At 70.2% G+C, this 16666-nt stretch carries 14 protein-coding genes and 1 pseudogene; 10 read left to right on the top strand and 5 right to left on the bottom strand.

Features of this window, described 5'->3' with window-relative positions:
• The first annotated feature begins 57 nt into the window (after nt 1-57).
• Genes AC5R91_RS07550 through AC5R91_RS07535 form a run of 4 tightly spaced genes read left to right on the top strand, consistent with a single transcriptional unit; the run spans nt 58 to nt 6497 of the window.
• Nucleotides 58-918, top strand: a complete 861-nt coding sequence (locus AC5R91_RS07550) for a VWA domain-containing protein (RefSeq protein ID WP_495396428.1) — start codon at nt 58-60, stop codon at nt 916-918.
• 10 nt (nt 919-928) lie between these two features.
• Nucleotides 929-1723, top strand: coding sequence for a hypothetical protein (locus AC5R91_RS07545; RefSeq protein WP_495396427.1), 795 nt, complete (start codon nt 929-931; stop codon nt 1721-1723).
• Nucleotides 1720-3216, top strand: a complete 1497-nt coding sequence (locus tag AC5R91_RS07540; RefSeq protein ID WP_495396426.1) for a phosphotransferase — start codon at nt 1720-1722, stop codon at nt 3214-3216. Before AC5R91_RS07545 ends, AC5R91_RS07540 begins: the two co-directional genes overlap by 4 nt.
• On the top strand, nt 3213-6497 hold the full coding sequence (locus tag AC5R91_RS07535; RefSeq protein ID WP_495396425.1) for a protein kinase domain-containing protein: 3285 nt from the start codon (nt 3213-3215) through the stop codon (nt 6495-6497). The genes AC5R91_RS07540 and AC5R91_RS07535 overlap by 4 nt, the downstream gene beginning before the upstream one ends.
• A 146-nt stretch (nt 6498-6643) precedes the next feature.
• Here the strand turns inward: AC5R91_RS07535 and AC5R91_RS07530 are convergent, their stop codons facing one another.
• Together AC5R91_RS07530 and AC5R91_RS07525 are read right to left on the bottom strand one after the other, a co-directional pair.
• The gene (locus tag AC5R91_RS07530) at nt 6644-6946 is read right to left on the bottom strand and encodes a hypothetical protein (RefSeq protein ID WP_495396424.1); all 303 of its coding nucleotides are present in this window, start codon (nt 6944-6946) and stop codon (nt 6644-6646) included.
• A gap of 360 nt (nt 6947-7306) precedes the next feature.
• Entirely contained in the window at nt 7307-7873 is a 567-nt protein-coding gene (locus AC5R91_RS07525; protein WP_495396423.1) for a CGNR zinc finger domain-containing protein, read from the bottom strand.
• Between the two features lie 229 nt (nt 7874-8102).
• On the opposite strand from AC5R91_RS07525, the gene AC5R91_RS07520 reads away from it, so the two are divergent.
• Nucleotides 8103-9059, top strand: a complete 957-nt coding sequence (locus tag AC5R91_RS07520) for an alpha/beta fold hydrolase (RefSeq protein WP_495396422.1) — start codon at nt 8103-8105, stop codon at nt 9057-9059.
• 142 nt (nt 9060-9201) lie between these two features.
• Nucleotides 9202-9974, top strand: a pseudogene (locus AC5R91_RS07515) (TIGR03084 family metal-binding protein).
• Nucleotides 9975-9983: 9 nt separating this feature from the next.
• On the opposite strand, the gene AC5R91_RS07510 reads toward AC5R91_RS07515, so the two are convergent.
• Nucleotides 9984-10853: an LLM class F420-dependent oxidoreductase gene (locus AC5R91_RS07510; RefSeq protein ID WP_495397912.1), complete on the bottom strand. Its 870-nt coding sequence runs from the start codon at nt 10851-10853 to the stop codon at nt 9984-9986.
• A gap of 494 nt (nt 10854-11347) precedes the next feature.
• On the opposite strand from AC5R91_RS07510, the gene AC5R91_RS07505 reads away from it, so the two are divergent.
• From AC5R91_RS07505 to AC5R91_RS07490, 4 genes are all read left to right on the top strand, one after another.
• Entirely contained in the window at nt 11348-11521 is a 174-nt protein-coding gene (locus AC5R91_RS07505; RefSeq protein WP_495396421.1) for a hypothetical protein, read from the top strand.
• A 364-nt stretch (nt 11522-11885) separates the two neighbouring features.
• Nucleotides 11886-12029 (top strand): hypothetical protein, encoded by a 144-nt coding sequence (locus tag AC5R91_RS07500; RefSeq protein ID WP_495396420.1) that lies wholly within the window; start codon nt 11886-11888, stop codon nt 12027-12029.
• A 185-nt stretch (nt 12030-12214) separates the two neighbouring features.
• Nucleotides 12215-13099, top strand: coding sequence for an NAD(P)-dependent oxidoreductase (locus tag AC5R91_RS07495; protein ID WP_495396419.1), 885 nt, complete (start codon nt 12215-12217; stop codon nt 13097-13099).
• A gap of 35 nt (nt 13100-13134) precedes the next feature.
• Nucleotides 13135-13983: an LLM class flavin-dependent oxidoreductase gene (locus AC5R91_RS07490; RefSeq protein ID WP_495396418.1), complete on the top strand. Its 849-nt coding sequence runs from the start codon at nt 13135-13137 to the stop codon at nt 13981-13983.
• A gap of 135 nt (nt 13984-14118) precedes the next feature.
• Here AC5R91_RS07490 and AC5R91_RS07485 read toward each other — a convergent pair whose 3' ends face one another.
• Both AC5R91_RS07485 and AC5R91_RS07480 read right to left on the bottom strand, forming a co-directional pair.
• Nucleotides 14119-14988, bottom strand: a complete 870-nt coding sequence (locus tag AC5R91_RS07485; protein WP_495396417.1) for a dioxygenase family protein — start codon at nt 14986-14988, stop codon at nt 14119-14121.
• 13 nt (nt 14989-15001) lie between these two features.
• The gene (locus AC5R91_RS07480) at nt 15002-16471 is read right to left on the bottom strand and encodes a catalase (RefSeq protein WP_495396415.1); all 1470 of its coding nucleotides are present in this window, start codon (nt 16469-16471) and stop codon (nt 15002-15004) included.
• Between the last annotated feature and the right edge of the window lie 195 nt (nt 16472-16666).

Here is a 16666-nt window from a genome sequence, read left to right as displayed (position 1 = left end):
GCGCCGGTTCCGGACCGTGCTGACCTCGGGACCGTGTTGACCAGGACGGATGGACGAATGTACGAGCAGACCTTCTCCCGCACCAACCCCGGCTGCATCGTGTTCCTGCTGGACCGGTCCGACTCGATGAAGCAGCCGTGGCAGTCCAGCGGGGGCACGCTCGCAGAGGGCGCCGCCCGCGCCGTGAACAAGATCCTGCTCGACCTGTGCGTGAAGTCGGCGAAGGAGGTCGGCGGCCGGGCCAGGCACTACTTCGACGTCGGCGTCTTCGGCTACGGGGCCTGCCCGGTGGCGGGCGGCGAGGGCGTCGAGCCGGCTCTGGGCGGGCAGCCAGCACTGGCCGGGCAGCCGATCGTGCCTATCCCGCAGGTGTTCGACAATCCGCTGCGGGTCGAGGCCGAACAGTCGGTCGACGCCGTCGCCGGCTCCAAGCTCCCGGTCTGGATCGAGCCGGTGTTCGGCTACCGCACCCCCATGTGCCAGGCCATCGCGACGGCGGGCGAGCACGTGCACGGGTGGGCGGCCAGCCATCCCGACTCGTTCCCGCCGATCGTCATCAACATCACCGACGGGATGGTCACCGACAGCCCGTACGACGGCGCCGGCCTCTCCGAGTGGGCCACCCGGCTCACCTCGATCGAGACCCGTCACGGTCAGGCGCTGCTGTTCAACATCTTCCTGTCACCGACCGTCGCGCCCGAGGTGCTGTTCCCGGTGACGGCGGCGGGGCTGCCCGAACCGGGCCCCGAGCTGTTCGCGATCTCCAGCGCGCTGCCGGCGTCGATGGTCGCGAACGCGCGCGGCGCACGGGTGGAGATCGCCGACGGCGCCCGCGGGTTCGTGTTCAACGCCGGCCTGGCGACGCTCGTGTGGTTCCTGGAGATCGGCACCCGGGTCGCCGACGTCCGGGACCGGTGAGGACCTGCTGATGATCCTCGCCCGCTCCGCCTGTTTCTGGCTGGAGAAGCTGGGCAGCGCGGCATCGGAATGGGAGGACGCCGCTGCCTGCCACGACGGCGACCCGGCCACCGGTGACACCGCCCGCTACGTGGTCGTGGACGGCGCCACCGAGGCCTACGACGCGATCCGCTGGGTGGCGCACCTGGTCGGCTCGTTCGTCGCCGACACCGGGCCAGACCTCACCCCCGACGGGCTGCGCGCCTGGTTCGAGCAGGTTCAGCGGCTGTGGGTGGCCGGGGCGCCCGCGCGGTTCGCGAGCGTCATCGAGGAGCACAAGTTCCACACGCAGGGGTCGTTCGCGACGTTCCTGGGATGCCGCCTCACCGGCCTCGACGGGCCCGGGGCCCGCTGGGAGGCCGCCGCCCTCGGGGACACGGTGCTCTTCCACGTCCGGGCCGGCCGGCTGCTCACGCACTTCCCGCCGATCGGCGCGGACGACTTCGGCCTCTCTCCCGACGGGATCGGCACCCGCCCGGAGGCGCTCGGCCCGATGCTGCGTGCGCTGGAACTGGCCAGCGGCGAGGTCCGCGCGGGCGACGTGCTCTTCATCGCCACCGACGCGCTGGCCCAGTGGCTGCTGCTGGAAGCCGCTCGCGACGAGGCGTCGCTGTGGGCGGCACTCACCGGCCTGGACCACGACGCGGCGTTCGCGGCGATCGTCGCCGACCAGCGCGCGGCCGGACGGATGCGCAACGACGACGTCACGCTGCTGCGGGTCCGGCTCGCCGCGGCCGAGCCCGGCGCACTGGTGGTGTGCCTGTGAGCGAGCAACTGTCCGCCGAGGACTACATCAAGGCCGTGCAGCGGCCCGACCTCGTGTTCGACCGTCCCGAGCTGGTCGAGGCGCAGTTCGACGTGCACCCGATGCTGGGCATTCCCGTCCCGGCGTCGGGCAGCACGGCGGTCGTGTTCCGGGCTACGGTCGGCGGCACCGCGCAGGCGTTACGGTTCTTCACTCGGGAGGACGCCTCCACCCAGCAGCGCTACACCGCGCTCAACGCCTGGTTCACCGAGCGTGGGCTCACCGGCGACGTCGCCGGCTGCCGGTGGGTGGACGACGCGATTCTCGTCAACGGCCGGCGCTGGCCGATGGTCCAGATGGAATGGGTGGACGGGCACACCCTCGACCGGCACGTCGAGGACCTCGTCGAGGCCGACGACCGCGCGGCGCTGGCGGCGCTCGCCGCGTCCTGGCGCGACCTGCTGCGCCGGACCCAGGCCGCCCGGTTCGCGCACGGCGACCTGCAGCACGGCAACGTGCTCGTCGACACGGCCGGCCAGCTGCGCCTGGTCGACTTCGACAGTTCGTGGATCGCCCCGTTCACCGGCTCCCCGCCGCCGACGGAGGGCGGACACCGCAACTACCAGCCCGCGAACCGGCCCTGGGGGCCGTGGATGGACACCTTCCCCGGGCTGGTCATCTACCTCTCGCTGCTGGCGCTCGCCCGCGAGCCGAGGCAGTGGGAGCAGCTCAACGACGGCGAGAACCTGCTCTTCCGCGACAAGGACTACCAGCCTCCGCACCGGACCCAGGTGTGGTCGTGGGTCGAGCGGCTGCACGACCCACGGATCGACCAGCTGGCGGCCCGGCTGCGGGCCTGCTGCGTCCCGGGCTGGACGGCCACCGGCGACCTGGAAGGGCTGATCTCGGGTCCACCCCCCTGGTGGACGCGCACGGCCGTCCACCCGCCAGCCGGCGCACCGCCCGAGGCCACCACCGCACCGCTCCCGGTCATCACCCCGCCGGTCGAGGTCACCACCCCGCCGGTCGAGGTCACCACCCCGCCGGTCGAGGTCACCACCGTGCCGGTCCAGGGCACCGCCGCGCCGCCGTGGCCTCGTCCCCAGCCCACTCCACCGGCGGGGCAGACAGTGTGGTGGAAGCAGCCGCCCGGGCAGCGGTCGGAACCAGGGCGACCAGTGCCGGCACAGCCCGGCCCAGCGCAGCCCGGCCCAGCGCAGCCCGGCCCAGCGCAGCCCGGATCGGCGCAGCCCGGACCAGCGCAGTGGGCTCCCCTGCGCGCCGCCGGGCGACGGCTGCGCGCAGTGGGCTGGTACCTGTTCGCGGTGGTCTCGACGGTGGCGGCCTGGGGGCTCGGCAGAGCTCTCGTCGCCGCCTCGCTCACCGGCATGGCTCCCTCCGACGAGGCCGCCGTCTCCGCGCTGCTCGCCGTCGTGCCAGCGCTGCTCCTCCTCAGCCTCATGGTCCGGCGACGGCGAAAGCGGCAGCGACAACCACCGGGGAAGGCGCGATGACGCAGCGGATGTTCGGCCCGTACCGCATCGAGGAGCTGCTGGGCCGCGGCGGGATGGGCGAGGTCTACCGGGCCTACGACACCGGGCAGCAGCGGATGGTGGCCCTCAAGCTCCTACTCCCGAGCCTGGCCGGGGACTCGCACTACACCGAGCGGTTCCGCCGGGAGTCGGAGACGGTCGCGCAGCTGCGCGAGCCGCACGTGATCCCGATCCACCGCCACGGCGAGATCGACGGCCAGCTCTTCATCGACATGCGCCTGGTGGAGGGAGCCCACCTGGGCAGGGTCCTGCGCGATGGGCCGCTCGACCCGCAGACCGCCGTCGACGTCGTCGAGCAGATCGCCTCGGCGCTGGACGCCGCGCACGCCGACGGGCTGGTGCACCGCGACGTCAAGCCGTCCAACGTGCTGTGCGCCGGCCGTGGACGTCCGACCGACTTCGTCTACCTCGTCGACTTCGGGATCGCCCGCGCGGTCGGCAGCGACGGAATGACCGCGACCGGGGCGGCGATCGGCTCGATCGAGTACATGGCGCCCGAGCGGTTCCTCTCCGAGCGGGTCGACCACCGGGCGGACGTCTACTCGCTGGCCTGCCTGCTCTTCGAGTGCCTGACCGCACGCAGGCCGTTCGTCACGGCCGAGCGGCTCGGGGTGATCAGGGCGCATCTTGAGGAGCCGCCGCCGGTCCTGTCGGCCGTGCGGCCCGGGGCACCGGCGGCCCTCGACGCCGTCATCGCGCAGGGCCTGGCCAAGTCGCCGGCCGACCGGCATCCCGCCGCGTCCGTGTTCGCGGCCGCCGCCCGCACTGCCCTCGGCTCGGCGGCGTCGGTCCCGCCGTCCGCCGCCCCGGCCGAGGGCGGCAGGTGGTGGACGCGGACGAACGCCGCCCCCGCGGCGCCCCCCGCGCCCTCACCCCCATCTCCACCGCCTGCGTCTGCGCCTGCTCCTGGTCCGCCGACGCCAGCGCCGCCCGGCTCGCCCGCCACACCCGCGTCAGGCTGGTGGCAGGCCACAAGCACACCACCGTCGACACCGCCCGCACCGCCGGCCACACCCGCGTCGGGCTGGTGGCAGGCTGCGAGCGCCCCGCCACCAACGCCGCCCGCATCACCGGCCACACCCACCGCGCTCTTCGAAACCAGGCACCACCAGCCGAAACGGCCAGCCACCGCCACCCCTTCACCCATGGCGCAGGGGCCGGGCTCCCCAACCTCCGGGCTACCGCCAACGGCACAGGCGCCGGGCGCCGCCGGCGCGTCCCGCCAGGGAGGAGCGAACCCGGGCGGGACGTGGTGGGGGCGTCAGGCCACGGCGCTGCATCCGGTCGGGGCGGCGCCGATCGTCATCGGCCGCGCGCCCGAGTGCGACATCGTGCTCACCGACCCGCTCGTCTCGCGCCGGCACGCCGAGCTGCGCCAGGTCGGAACCGAGCATCGGATCGTCGACCTCGGCAGCTGGAACGGCACGTTCGTCAACGGCCACCGGATCGGCCAGGCGGCCACGATCGGGGCCGGGGACATCGTCGGCATCGGGCACGCCCTGCTGCATCTGCAGGGCGGCACCCTCGTCGAGTACACCGACTCGGGTGACATCTCCTTCGAGGCCGACGGCCTGGCCGTCACCCGCTCCGGCCGACGGCTCCTCGACGGTGTCGGGTTCGCCCTGCCGCAGCGCAGCCTGCTGGCCGTCGTCGGTCCGAGCGGCGCCGGGAAGTCCACCCTGCTCGGCGCGCTGACCGGGCAGCGCCCCGCCGACTCCGGTGTGGTCCGCTACGCCGGCCGCGACCTCTACACGTCCTACGACGAGCTGCGCCAGCGCATCGGCCTCGTCCCGCAGGACGACATCCTGCACCCACAGCTGACCGTCCGCCGGGCCCTGCGGTACGCGGCCGAGCTGCGGTTCCCCGCCGACACCTCCGCGGCCGAGCGGAACACACGGGTCGAGGAAGTGCTCGGCGAGCTGGGACTGGCCGATCACGCGGACCAGCGGATCAGCACCCTCTCCGGTGGGCAGCGCAAGCGCACCAGCGTCGCGCTGGAGCTGCTCACCCGCCCGTCGCTGCTCTTCCTCGACGAGCCGACGTCCGGGCTGGACCCGGGCATGGACAAGTCGGTGATGCAGACCCTGCGCACGCTCGCCGACGACGGCCGGACGGTAGTCGTCGTCACGCACTCACCTGCGCAGCTCCACCTGTGCGACCGGCTGCTCGTGCTCGCGTCGGGCGGCCGGCTCGCCTACTTCGGCCCGCCCGGCGAGGCGCTCGCCTACTTCGGCCAGCGGGACTTCGCGGACATGTTCCTGCTCCTCGACCAGTCCCGGGACGTCGACTGGACGTCCCGGTTCCGGGCCTCACCCGAGTACGCGAAGTACGGAATGCCCAGCGGTGTGGCACGGCCCGCGGCGGGGGGGCCGGCGCCGGCTGTGCCGGATCCTCCGCCGCGCCAGCAGCCGGCGCTGCGCCAGTTCGCCGTGCTCGCCCGCCGCTACCTCGCGGTGATCGCGGCCGACCGGGCGTACGCGCTGTTCCTGCTGGCGCTGCCGCTGGTCCTGAGCCTGTTCGCCCAGCTGCTTCCGGGCGGGCACGGGTTGTCCTGGCACAGCCGGCAGGCCAGCCAGGACAGCGACGACGACATCTCCCCGCTCATGCTCATGCTGATTCTCGGATGCGCGTTCACGGGGTTCGCCGGAGCGTTCCGAGAACTGGTCAAAGAGCGCTCTGTCTTCCGCCGGGAGCAGGCGATCGGACTCTCCCGCAGCGCCTATCTCTGGTCGAAGCTCGCCGTCCTGGGAATGATCACCGGCTTGCAGGCCGTGATCCTCGCCTTCGCCGGGTTGCTCGGCAAACCCGCGCCGGACACCCCGCTCGCGCTGGGGAACGGGGTCACCGAGGTCGCTGTCGCCATGATCGCGGTCGCGCTGGCCGCGATGGCGCAGGGACTGCTGGTCTCAGCACTGATCAGCAACGCCGACCGTGGCATGCCGATCCTCGTGGTCGTCCTGCTGTTGCAGTTCCTGCTCTGCGGGTTGCTCATCCCCCTGAACGGCCGCCCGCCGCTGGAACAGCTCGCGTACCTGATGCCGGCCCGGTGGGGGTTCGCGATGGTTGCCGCGACCACCGGCTATCGGCAGAACCCGGACGATCCCGACCTCGACCCGTTGTGGAAGGCCGACGCCGGCACCTGGGCGCTTGACCTCGCCGCGCTCCTGTTGCTGACCGCGGCCGTCTCGGCGGCGACATGGCCCGTGCTGCGCCGCGGATCAACCCCCAGGAAGGGCCGCTGAGCACCGCTCACAGCAGGTCCCGACTCGCCGGCGACTCGGGACGGGTCAGCACCCCGGTTGCTCTTAACAGGCGGAGGCCGGGCAGGCGCGCCGGGCGGTGGGGGCCGCGGTTTCCCTGCTTGCGCCTGCCCGGTGGAGGGGGGCTGTTACTGGGCGCCGAAGGGCTGGCCCTGACCGGCCTGCTGCCCACCGAAACGCTCGCCGAGCTGCCCGCCCTGGGCAGCGCCAACGCCTACCAGTTCGCGGAGACGGTTCTCGACGTACCGCTCGCTGTGGTTCGTCCTGTCGGAGATCCGCGCGATGAGGTCGTTGATGCCGGTCGCAGCGTCCAGGTCGGCGCTGTTGACCTGACCGAACTGGTCGAGCAGACGGTAGCGAAGCTGCCGCCAGTTCTGGCGGAGCTGCTGCTCGACCTGCTGACGCTGCTGCTGCTGCTCCTGCTGAGTCATCTCATGAGCCCTTTCGTCATGATTGCTATTCGTGCGGTGATGGCGCGAGGGCAACCCTAGCCGGCGGGTTCATGGAACGCAGGTCAGGTCATCGAGTCGGCGTGGATAAGGACACACGGCATTTTCCCAAAACCGGAAATTCCGAGTGCTGGCGCCACTCTCTGTCAACCGTTATATATGTGGATCGCCGCAACTTCCTGCTCAACCCAATCTATTTTGGTACCACACGGCGACTATCCGCAGGCTGTGGATAGTCCCCGTTTCCGCAGAGTAGGCACGGAAAGTATTGCCGCTGGCAGGCTGGGCGGGTCGGGCTGTCCGGGGAGCGGAACGACCTGGTCCAGTTTCGGGTCGGGGTAGCTATGAGTCGTGCCGGATGCGCATGGCGTTCTTCTTCGCGCGATTACCGCAGGTTCCCATCGAACACCAGCGACGGGACCGGCCGCGGCTGGTGTCGAGGAAGACCGCGACGCAGCCGACTCCCGAACACACCTTGACTGCCCCACCTTTGGCGCCACCCAGCGTGTCCACGGCGTCGGTGGCCAGCACGGCCAGCGCCGACCGTGCCGCCGACGGGCCTGGAAAGCTCCAGCCGGCGCCGGCGCCGTCGTCACCGAGCACTCGCACCGCGTCATGGCAACCGGCCCATTCGTTGATGCGGTCGCGGTCCTGCTCGAGGGGTCGTTCTCCGCTCGCGATCGAGCGCGCCGCCCAGTAGATCGACTCCCGGAGGTCCTGCGCGTCGCACAGCAAACCTTCGCTCACCTGCGGCGATCCGGAGCCGAGCCCGACGGCCACCAGCCAGTCGGCGAGATCCGAGGGGTGAGGCAGATGTTCCCGCGGCGCCGGTGCCAACCGAAGGCTCGCCGTTGCCGTGAAGCGAAAGCACAGTGGCTGATCTTCGTGTCTCACCAGCCCGCCGCTCACCGCAACCGCCCCCTTGCGCGAAAAGTTGTGAACCACACTAGCCGGTTCAGCCCATCCGCGCTATGGTCGTCCGAACCGCCTTAGGCGGTTCAGCGGCGAGGAGGTCGCTCGTTCCGCCCCGACGATCGGGGGCATCGCAGTCGTCGTCGCCCGAGGCGGCAGTCGTCCTGTGACTGACCGGACCGTTCCGCGACCCCGCAGAGAAAGGACCTGAATCATGGAGGAAGGGATGGGAATGACCCGTGCGCCAGGAGTGCCCGCGACCGGATTCGGCACTGTCAGCACGGTGCCCGACCTGCCTGCACAGTTCAGCGAACGGTTCAGCAGCCACCGCTACGACCTCGGCGGCATCGCCCTGCACGCCGTCACCGGCGGCCACGGTCCCGCGCTGCTCCTGGTCGGCGGGTGGCCACAGTTCTGGTGGCAGTGGCGCAAGGTCATGCCGCAGCTCGCCGAGCACTACTCGGTGATCGCGGTGGATCCACGCGGGGTCGGACGCTCCGACATGCCCGAGACGGGCTACGACAGTGACACCGCGGCCGGTGACCTGGCCCGGCTCATGACCGCCCTGGGCCACGAGCGCTTCACGCTGATCGGTCACGACGTCGGCATGATGCTGGCCTACGCGCTCGCCGCCGACCACCCGTCCCGAGTCACGCAACTCGTCCTCGCCGAGGCCACCTTGCCAGGGATCGCCGACGCGCCCAGCGCCATCCCGCCCGCCAACCGCCCCGTCGAGGCCATGTGGCACTTCATGTTCAACCGGCTGCCGTCGGTCAACGAACAGCTCGTCGAAGGACGCGAGGACATCTACTTTCGCGACCAGTTCTCCGTCAAGGGCGCCACGCCGGCGGCAATGCCCCATGACACCGTCAGCGTCTACATCGACGCGCTCCGGCGCCCCGGCGCGCTGCATGCCAGCTTCCAGTACTACCGCGCCCTGGACATCACGATCGCCCAGAACAGAGAGCGGGCACGCACACCGCTGCCGATGCCCGTCCTCGCCGTGGGCGGATCAACCTCCCGCGGCGCCGGCGTCGCCGCCGACGTGCGACGGGTGTCCGACCAGGTCACCGAACTCGTAATCGACGGATGCGGGCACTACGTCCCCGAAGAAGCACCAGAGGTCTTCGCCTCGGCAGCACTATCGTTCCTCCGCTCGACAACGCCACATCAGCCTGCGTAGCGCAACGCCCTGCCGGCCATGGCCCCCGTGCCCTGGGGTCGGTACCTGTGCCGGGCCTTGCGACACGGCCGCATGGTCTCATCACACCTGCCCTGGGGCATGTTTCCGGTGACAACGCCAACATGTGTGGAGGTGATGCCGAATGCTGAACTACGACCTCGACGTGTCCGATGTGGACTACGACCTCGTCCGGTCAGACCTGGCGGCCGAGGGAGACCAGCTCGACGCCCTGGTAACGGCCGAAGGCGACTGGACCAGGCCCACGCCGGCCGCGGGCTGGACGATCGCCCACCAGATCGCTCACCTCGCCGCGGCGGATGCAAACGTTGTGATCGCCTCCGTACCCCCGACGCGTTCGACGCAGTGGTGCGGCAGGCGGCAGCCGCAGGCAGCCGGTACGCCGACGACGTCGCCGCCGGGGGATCGGCCCAACCGCGATCGGTACTGCTGAACCAGTGGCGCGCCAGCCGAGCCGCGGTGACGGCGGCACTGCATGACGTACCACCAGACCACGAGTTCCCATGGTTCGGGTCGACCCTCACCCCGGCGCTCATGGCACCGCTGCGCATGATGGAAACCTGGGCCCATGGGCAGGACATCTTCGATGCGGTGGGCGTCGCGCACCGGCCGACGACACGGCTGAAGGCGGTGGCCGCCCTGGGAATAAAGGGACGGGAACTGTCGTTCGCCGCCGCCCAACTGTCTCCCCCCACGGAACCGTTCCGCGTCGAGTTGGCCGGACCCGACGGCCAGACCTGGGCGTGGGGTCCACAGGACGCCGCCCAACGCGTGCAGGGCAGCGCACTCGACTTCTGTCTCCGCGTCACCCAACGCCGGCCCCGGAGCGGGACCGACCTGACGGCGACAGGCGAGGACGCGCAGAAATGGCTGGAAATCGCCCGCGTCTTCCTCTGAACCGGGTTGTCAGGACAGCAGACCCAGGCCCTCCGCGAGGGCACGCCACTGTGCCGTAGGCAGCAGCGCGTCTGCCTGTGCGGTGAGGACCTGGATGGCGACGTGGTCGGCACCCGCTTTGTGATGCTGCTCGATCCGGCCGCGGATCGTATCGACGCTACCCCACGCGACCAGGCTGTCGACCAGGTGGTCGCTGCCCAAGCCGACGAAGTCGTCCTCGACAAATCCGAGCCTGAGCAGGTTGTTCGTGTAGTTCGGCAATACTAGGGAAACGGCGAGCGCGCGGCGGGCGATCGTCCGCGCCTGGGTCGCGTCGGTCGTGAGGACGACCTTCTGCTCCGGCGCGAGCAGCGGGCCGAGGCCGAGAATGTCGCGGGCCCGCCAGGTGTGCTCCGGGGTCACCAGGTACGGGTGCGCTCCGGCGGTGCGTTCGGCGGCGAGCCTGAGCATCCGCGGTCCAAGCGCGGCGAGCAGCCGCGCATCCCGCGGGACCCGCGACTGCGGGAGGTCCAACCGGTCGAGATAGCTTTCCACGGCCCGGAAGGGATGCCAGTAGCGCTCGCCGACGAAGGCCGCGTGGCCGGCGCCGATACCGATCAGCAACCGGTCAGGGTGGGACTTCGACACGCGGGCGTAGCTGTCCGCCACCACCTTCGCCGGTTCGGTCCAGACGTTGAGGATTCCGGTTGCCGCGACCAGCCGGCGGCTGGCATCCAGCAGAGCCTCTGGAAGCTCGAGGTCCGCCGTCGCGCCGCCGAGCCAGAGCGCGCCGTATCCGAGCTCGTCGAGTTCGGCGGCAGCGTCTGCCGTTGCCTGCCGGTCGTTCGGCCATCGCGCGATGGAGGTCCAGATACCGAACTTGCCGACGTTGACCGGCACGATGTCCCCCTCCGCCGAAAGATTCGGTGGGATCACCGCCTCCACCGTCAGGAGCGATGGGCGTATATCACGCCCAACATTCCATGCAGGTGGGCGGCGGCCTGTTCGATATCAGTTTCCGGGCGTGCTCATAGGATTTTCGACTCAGCTTCACCGGCTTAGTTAACAATCTTCCTTCTGGCCAAAGTAGGCGGATGGCCATCCGGCGGACGGTTCGTGGGGTCAGGGTTAGTGGCACACCCGATCTTGCGGGGCGTGGTTGGGGACGAACCGTCCCAGTAGCCATGGTGAAACCGCCGCCCGGGTTGCGCAACAGGTGGATGTTCCTGAGCCAGGGCGACCGGGGTGTGGTTTCCCTGGCTACGAAGCGGCAGGTGACGGGCACGCCCTCCGACCGGCCGAGCTGACTGTCCGGGCCGGCCTGTGTTCGCCGTCGCCGGACGGGGCACACCTGCAGGGGAAGCATCCGACCACCCGCTGTGAAAGGGAGAGTCATGGCTGCCGCCGCAAACACCCTCCAGGACGAACGTGAGCTGCTGGTCGGCTGTATCGAGGACGCCTTCGAGGCGATCCGGCTGCTACCGGGGCTGGACGCGAACGGCCCCGCTCTGGTCTGGCTCGCCGACCATCTCCTGGACAGCCGCCGCCAGACCGCTAAGGAAAGTTAGGCGGTCAGCAGGCGGGCGCCGGCCGGGTAGTGATCCTTGATGGCATTGTAGCCGCGCACAGGAGACGGTCATCGGAGGGTGGACAGAGCCGAGGGCCATACGCGGTACGCGCCCGTATGTTAGCAGGGCTCGTTGCCCACCGAGGTGAACGATGATCCTCGACAGCGCGGCCTCGATCGGGTTGGAAGGTTCCAGTGGAATGGCAGGATGTGTGCCACCTGCTCCGCGAGGGCCGCCTCTCCCTGCGGGTCCAGGCTGCCGTCAACCAACCGGTCGACCAGCGTCCTATCCAGTCGGAAAGTAGTAGTCATCGGCGTCGCCTCTCTCCGGTAGCTCCGCCTGGGCAAGCAGGCGCGGACGTGGCGTGGGCCAGCGGGCCTCGGGTTTCGCGCCCAAGCCCGAGTCCACCTTCGGCAGCGTCAAGGCGGACTTCCTCGAGCGTTTCGTACCCGGTTTCCAACGCGGCAACTTCGTGGAGACCGTCCTGAGCTCGCCCTGTCCGGACTAGACCGCGTCGAACGGCGCCTCCGGCCTGCCGGCACGCGACGAGCTTGCCTCGTCGGCGCGAACGACAGCCGATCCGGTCATCGAGCCCGTGGGTCTCGGGTGTGGAGCACGTGCGGAGGTCACGTCGGAGAGCCACGGCGGTCCGTGGCGTTGCGGGATGGGTATGAACCCGAGGGAGAGGACCGCATGGGTGGTAGTACGGACGGCCGGGGCGATGATCTGCGGGTGGCGGTGCTCGGGACGGGCATCATGGGCTCGGCGATCGCCCGCAACCTGGTCGCCGCGGGCCTGCGCACAACGGTCTGGGACCGGTCAGAAGCGGTCATGGCACCGTTGTCGGACGCGGGTGCCGTGGCGGTCGGCTCGGCGGCCGAGGCGGTCGCGGACGCGCGCGTGGTGATCACGATGCTGCCGACTGCCGAGGCGGTACGGGCCGTCGTCGACGGCGAGGTCGTCGGGGCGTTCGCCCGCGGTGCAGTGTGGGCTCAGATGGGCACCATCGGTGTCGCGGCGACGACGCAGGTCGCCGACTGGCTGGGCGGGATGCGGCCGGATGTCCTGTTTCTCGACGCGCCGGTATCGGGCAGCAAGGGCCCCGCCGAGGCCGGCCAGCTTCTGATCCTTGCCTCCGGGCCGGCCGCGGCCGAGCCGGTCGTGGGGCCGGCGTTCGCCGCGATCGGCCGCAAGACCGTCTGGTTGGGTGACGCCGGCCAGGGCAGCCGGATGAAGCTGGCCGTGAACGCCTACATGTCCCTCCTGATCGAGGGTGTGGCCGAGGCGCTTGAGCTCGCGGGCCGGCTCGGGATCGATGCCGCCGCGCTGGCCGAGGCCGTCGAGGGCGGGCCGCTGGACGCGCCGATCGCCGACGCCAAGCTCCACAAGATGGAGCATGGCGACTACGCGCCAGAGTTCCCGTTGCGGTGGGCACTCAAGGACGTCGACCTCGCGATCGGCGCGGCCGGAGGCGCCCCGCCGCCGCTGCTGGCCGCACTGGCCTGCCAGTGGCACGCGGCGGTGGACGCCGGCCACGGCAGACAGGACGTCAGCGCCGCGCGCCTCGCACTGCCGTAGCTCGCAGACACCGCGGGATCCTGGAGGCAGAACTCATGGATGTAGGTCTCGGCCTGCCAATCAGCGATCTGCCGTCCCTGATGGACTGGGCTCGGCGCGCCGATGCCGGCCCCTTCAGCACCGTCGGCCTCCTCGACCGGGTCGTGTATAATAACCCGGAGCCATTGGTGACACTCGCCGCGATCGTCGGAAGCACGACGCGGATCCGCGTCCAGACCGAGGTACTGCTCGCGCCGTTGCGGGAGCCCGTCCTGCTCGCGAAGCAGGCGGCGACCCTTGACCGCATTTCCGGCGGCCGGCTCACCCTTGGTATCGGACTGGGAGCGTGGGAGGACGACTACCGCGCCATGGACGCCGATTTCCACCGGCGCGGACGACGGCTCGACGAACAGATGCCTGTCCTGCGGAGCATCTGGGCCGGGGAGCCCGTCCGGCCGGGGCTCGGGTTCGTCGGCCCGGCGCCCACCCGTCGCGGCGGCCCCGAGGTGCTCTTCGGCGGGTTCACCGCCGCCGCCCTCGCGCGGATTGCCCGCTGGGGCGACGGCTTTCTCTGTGCCACCCCGCCAGCCCACGCCGACGGCCTGCTGCGCACTGTCGAAAAGGAATGGGACCATGCCGGCAGGGGCGGGCGGCCTCGGTTGGTTGGACAGGTCAACGCCGCGCTCGGCCCGGACACTGTGCTCGAGGAAGGGCGGGCGTCCATCGCCCGCTACTACGGCTCCAGCCAGTACGCCCACCAGGCCCTGGACGCATGGCTCACGACCCCCCAACAGATCCGCGCCGCCGTCGCGGGCTTCGCCGACCTCGGCGCCGACGAGACCATCGTCTACTGCTGGTCAACCGATCCCGATCAGGTCGGCCGCCTTGCCGACATTGTCAACTGATTCTCGCGAACGGGCACGCGGGAAACGGCCTCATCAGGCTCCGGCCATCTCGGTCGGCCTTCCCCCGGCCGGCCGTCCTCGCCCGGGACGCGGGCGAGCGGAAGATCGTGCGGTGCCCGTGGAATTCAGTACCGTTTAGCGAGAAGGCGCGAGGACAAGGTCGATGTCGGCGTGGCGGAAGGGGGCTTGGACGCCCAGGCGTGCGGCCGTGTCCGCATCGTCGTTTTCGGTGAAGTCGACGATGAGGTTCTTCTGGACGGCGAACACGGCGTCGGAGTCGAGGTATTCGCTGCCCGCGACGAAGATCTGGGTCGTGAGGCTACGGTGTCCCGGCGCGGTCACGATGAAGTGGATGTGCCGCGGGCGGTAGGGCTGGCGGCCAGTGCGGTCTAGCAGGTCGTGGACCGGACCGTCGGCGGGCACGGCCGGGTAGGCGTTGGGAACGACCGTGCGGAAGCGGAACCCGCCGGTCGCGTCGGTGCGGAACAGGCCGCGGCCGCTGCCGGGTGGCTGTAGGTCAGGCTGTTGGACGTCGTAGAAGCCGTGTTCGTCCGCCTGCCAGACGTCGACCTGGGCGTCGGGTAGCGGCGTCCCATCGGTTGAGCGGACCCGGCCGGTGACGACGCACGGCTCGCCGTGGTCGTCGCGTCCGTAGAGGCTGTCGCCGAGGGCGCGCGGCGGGGAGACGCCCGGGTGGAAAGGCCCCTCGGCGCTTGATGGTGTCGCCGCGGGGCTGGCCCGGTCCGGGAGCCGCTCGACCGCGGTGGAGACGCCGAGCACGTCGGACAGCAGGATGAACTCCTGCTGGGCGCCGCCCTTGCCGACTTCGGTTAGGTAGGCGATCGCCTGTGTCCACTCCTCAGGTGTCAGGTCGACCTCACGCACGAAGGCGTGCAGGTGGGGCACGAGCGCCGTGAGTATCTCGCGCAGTCTCCGGTCCGGAGTAGCGGCGAAGCTGTCCATCACGTTGGTGGTCAGCGGCGTCTCGTCCAGAATGGCCGTCATCGCGACTCCCCTTCTATCGCGTCGCCAGCGTCAGGCCCAGGCCGTGGGCGACACGAGCGCCGAGGTCCGGGTCGACCTTGGTCCAGTAGTCGTTCACGGCGCGTTCCTGGATGAAGCGCTCGACTCCCTGGCTCAGGTGCCAGACGATGTTGTCGACGAGGTGGTCGCGGTCCGTGGGCGTCATCACCTGTCGGTAGAGCGTTCCTGGCTGGACGAAGTCGTCGTCGTCCCGGTGTGCCTGGTAGGCCGTGCGCATGATCTCGCCGGCCTCGACGAACCAGCCCGGGTCGCGGTAGCGCCCGGGGTCGGCCTTGGGCCCGCCGTAGCTGTTCGGCGCGTAGACGGGCTGGTCGCCGTTGTGGCGGTGGCGCATCGGGCCGTCCTTGTTGTAGTTGTGGACCTCTTCGAGCGGACGGTTGACCGGTAGCTGCTGGTAGTTCGGGCCGTTGCGGTAGCGGTTCGAGTCGCCGTAGGCGGTCATCCGCCCAAGTACCATCCGGTCCGGGCTGGGTCCGATGCCCGGGACCATGTTCGACACCTCGAACCCGGCCTGGGTGATCTGGGCGAAGAAGTTCTCGGGGTTGCGGTTGAGGACCAATCGGCCGACCGGGATCAGCGGGTAGTCCTGGTGCGGCCAGACCTTGGTGATGTCGAACGGGTTGAAGCGGTAGTCGGCCGCGTCCGCGTAGGGCATGATCTGCATCTCGAGACGCCAGGACGGGTAGTCCCGCCGGCCGATCGCCTCCCACAGGTCCCGGCGGTGGTAGTCGAGGTCCTCGGCGCGCATGGCCCGGGCCTCGGCGTCGGTCATGTTCTCGATGCCCTGCTCGGTCCGGAAGTGGTATTTGACCCAGAACTTCTCGCTGCCGGGGTTCTCCCACATGTAGGTGTCGCTGCTGAAGCCGTGCATGTGGCGCCAGGCGCGCGGCGTGCCGCGGTCGCTCATGAGGATGGTCACCTGGTGGGCGGACTCGGGTGAGAGCGTCCAGAAGTCCCACTGCATGTTGTTGCTGCGCAGCCCGCTGTCGGGCATGCGCTCCTGTGAGTGGATGAAGTCGGGGAACTTCATCGGGTCGCGCACGAAGAAGACCGGGGTGTTATTGCCGACGAGGTCGTAGTTTCCCTCCTCCGTGTAGAACTTCAGGGCGAAGCCGCGCACATCGCGGTCCGTGTCCGGGTAGCCCTCCTCGCCGGCGACCGACGAGATGCGCGCGAGCACGGGGGTGCGCTTACCGACCTTGCTGAGGAACGCGGCCTTGGTCCACGCGGTGGCATCCGTGGTCGCCTCGAAGTAGCCGAACGCGCCGCCGCCCTTGACGTGGTACACCCGATCGGGCACGCGTTCGCGGACGAAGTGGGCCAGCTTCTCGACCAGGTAGGCGTCCTGCAGGAGATTCGGGCCACCAGGGCCGGCGGTAAGGGAGTACTCATCGCTCGACACCGGAGCTCCGGCGTTCGTGGTCGTGTTCGGTGGCTTACTCATCCATTTCTCCCCACTTGTCTCCTCGGCGAGGTTGCGCCCTTTCTCACGCCGAGCGTCACCTACGCTGTACCCTGGCGCCAAAGCATCACACCAGTACGGCCAGGACAGTCCAGGCAGCGAAATTACACCGTAAATTCAAATCCCGCCGCATCCCGCGCGCTCGTCTCCGATTAGGTCCGCAGAATGAGCTGTGGC

It is taken from the genome of Frankia sp. BMG5.60 (assembly GCF_059428125.1).
The sequence above is the reverse complement of the archived record's forward strand: the minus strand, read 5'-3'. Positions and strand labels throughout refer to the sequence as shown.